This is a genomic window from Oleiphilus sp. HI0066 (assembly GCF_001635725.1).
On record NZ_LWFH01001443.1, the window covers coordinates 1 to 2,531 of the forward strand.

A 2,531-nucleotide genomic window follows, 5' to 3' on the forward strand; every position below is an offset into this window, starting at 1 on the left:
GCGATTTTTAAAGCCAATAAGCTTTGGTTTAGATTATCCAAGCGGCCAATAATATTGCGCGCTAAAGCGTCAGGAATAAGCGACTCTAATTGCGCAGCATCTATATCTGATCTGCTCTCACTTACTGCTTCACTACTGCCATCACTATCGACTTCCAGCTCATCATAAAACTCAATTAAACGCTCAAGATACTTAATGTACTGAACAATATTCGCCCGCACCCGAACACGGAGTTCTTGTGTCGCGGCATCGGTAAACGTCACTATCAAGATCTGCTCTATCTGATAGTTTTTCTCGAGAATGTAACGCAGAACCAAATTCGACAAGGCATAGGTTTTACCCGTGCCTGCACTCGCTTCAATTAAGGTAAGTCCCTCTAAAGGAAAGGTATTTAGATCTAGTGTTTCTGGCGCTAATGAGTTCATTGGAGTCTCATTCATTATCGNTCCTCCTCTACCGTAATACGTTCAACGTCATCATTGGCCGCAATGTCAGAATCATCATCTTTCTTTTTGCTACGAGATTTTTTAACCGGCGCATGACGCAGAATTTGCTGCATCAACACATACTCATCTGGCTCTGGAATAAATTTGCCTAGCTCTGTGTCCTCACTCAACTCACCTAAACGATTCCATACCAACGCAGACTCATTACCGAGCTCGCATTCGTTATAAGCTTTTTCGGAACTATCAAAATACGCAAACGCTAGCTTGTAAGCCTGCTCAGGAAGAAACGGCAATGGGCTATTTGAGAATTGCACAAGGCATTGCACAAGCTCGCTCAAGTAGNTGCCAGCTTGCTCCGCAGTTAAGGCTGGGAACACAATTTGGCCCTTACGCCAGATGTTCGTTGTTTTTAGGGGAAGACTGGTCGGATTATTTTCAGCGCTAGCTTTATTCTTAGAAACGTCGTTGCCTGAATGCACATGTGCATTCCAAGCCACGTGTTTTGCCCAAGCACCGAATATCCATTTATGACAGTACTTTCCAAATCGCACATCGATGGCAGTCTCGGGGGCTAAGAACACATCTCCCTGCATTGAGCTGCCAGTTAGGTTTTCCGGTAACGTTAACTCAAATGAATAAGGAATAACTTTGCTAGCCTCAGCGTCGCATGAAGCCTTAGCAATGCGCTCGATAAAATTTCCATAACTAGATTTGAGACTGTCGAGTTTTAACTCAGCAACTAAGCCTTGTGGTAGTCGTCCAAGCAAGGCCAATTCTTTTTGTTTACGTGCTTCATCCTCTGCTCGATCGTGTAGCCAAAATGGCGCTAGCTCTTGCGCCACTTTATAAGCGTCTAAGCCAAACAAATCAAAGGGCTCGATTGCTTCCACCACCTCCTCAGCGTACGTCTTTGTAAGGCCTAACTGTGTACGATAGTAATGCAGTAAAGGGCTTGCAAAAGCTTGTTCCCAATCGCGTAAAGTGCAGTGGCCTGCGTCTTTTATTTGCGCAATAAATCTCGAAGCACTAGGTTCTGGTGACGCATCAACGTTCACATCACTGGTTTGTGGCGTGCTAAACATATCAATTTGTTCGGCCGCCTCATCCAAGATAATCGGAGCAATTTGGTCAGCAGATTCAAGGTACAACGATCGCCAAAGATTAGAGAAGCTGGGTGTCTCCGAAGTACTTTCAAAATACGAACGATGGAAAGGTTGAAGCCGATGCTCAAGGCTCAAGGCGTTTAAAAATTGCTCTTCACTTTGTTCTGAACCATCTGTAAACGTACGTACAAGTGCATCCTGTAATTCACTTACCAAAACCGATGGGAAGCGTTCGCTATTATCTTTCGCATGCTTGCCCTGATACGAAATATACAAACGATCTTGCGCAGCCAATATGGCCTCTAAAAACATATAGCGATCATCAAAACGGCGAGATCGATCTCCACGACGTTTAGGATATTGCGCAATTAAGTCGAAGCTTTGATTTAAATCATGCCGCGGATATTCACCCTCATTCATACCGAGCAAACACACCAAACGAAACGGAACAGTACGCATTGGCATCAAGTTGCAGAAGTTCATGCGCCCAGCCAGAAAACGCTGACTCACTTTCTCTTTATCAAGTTCAGTTTGAAGGATTCCGCGAATAATCGAGAACGGAATAGTCTGATCAAATTGGGTCAACATGACTTGCTCGCGGCAGCTATCTAAGGCGCGATCGATTAAGCGCTGTACTGACTCGTCTACGATATTCAAATCAAACCATTGTTGCCAAATAGCTTGAACTCGATTTATCCATATCATCGTTGGCTGTTTCCCAGAAAGCACTGACATACAGTCTTCAATCAAATCAATAATACTTGCTAGCATGCCCACTAAGTCTTGCGACTCACGTGTTCTTAGCGAAATCGGGACAAAGTCTTGCTCTACTTTCAACGCGGGCATATCACCTAGGAGATATGATTTGAGCGCACGCTGAATACCTTGCAACCAAGTATTATTGCTACCTGTTTGCTCACCACCAGACACTTGATCTCTATGTTTTTCAGACAAACCCCAACGCACATTTAAGGAACCTACC

Annotated in this window: 1 protein-coding gene and 1 pseudogene; both read right to left on the reverse strand. The window is 44.4% G+C overall.

The features are described from left to right. On the reverse strand, window positions 1–440 hold a 440-nt coding region (locus A3738_RS30115; RefSeq protein WP_231876732.1), incomplete at its 3' end, for a UvrD-helicase domain-containing protein. After that, window positions 440–2,531 (reverse strand): annotated as a pseudogene (locus tag A3738_RS22070) (exodeoxyribonuclease V subunit gamma); the annotation flags it as partial. The pseudogene A3738_RS22070 and the gene A3738_RS30115, both read right to left, overlap by 1 nt.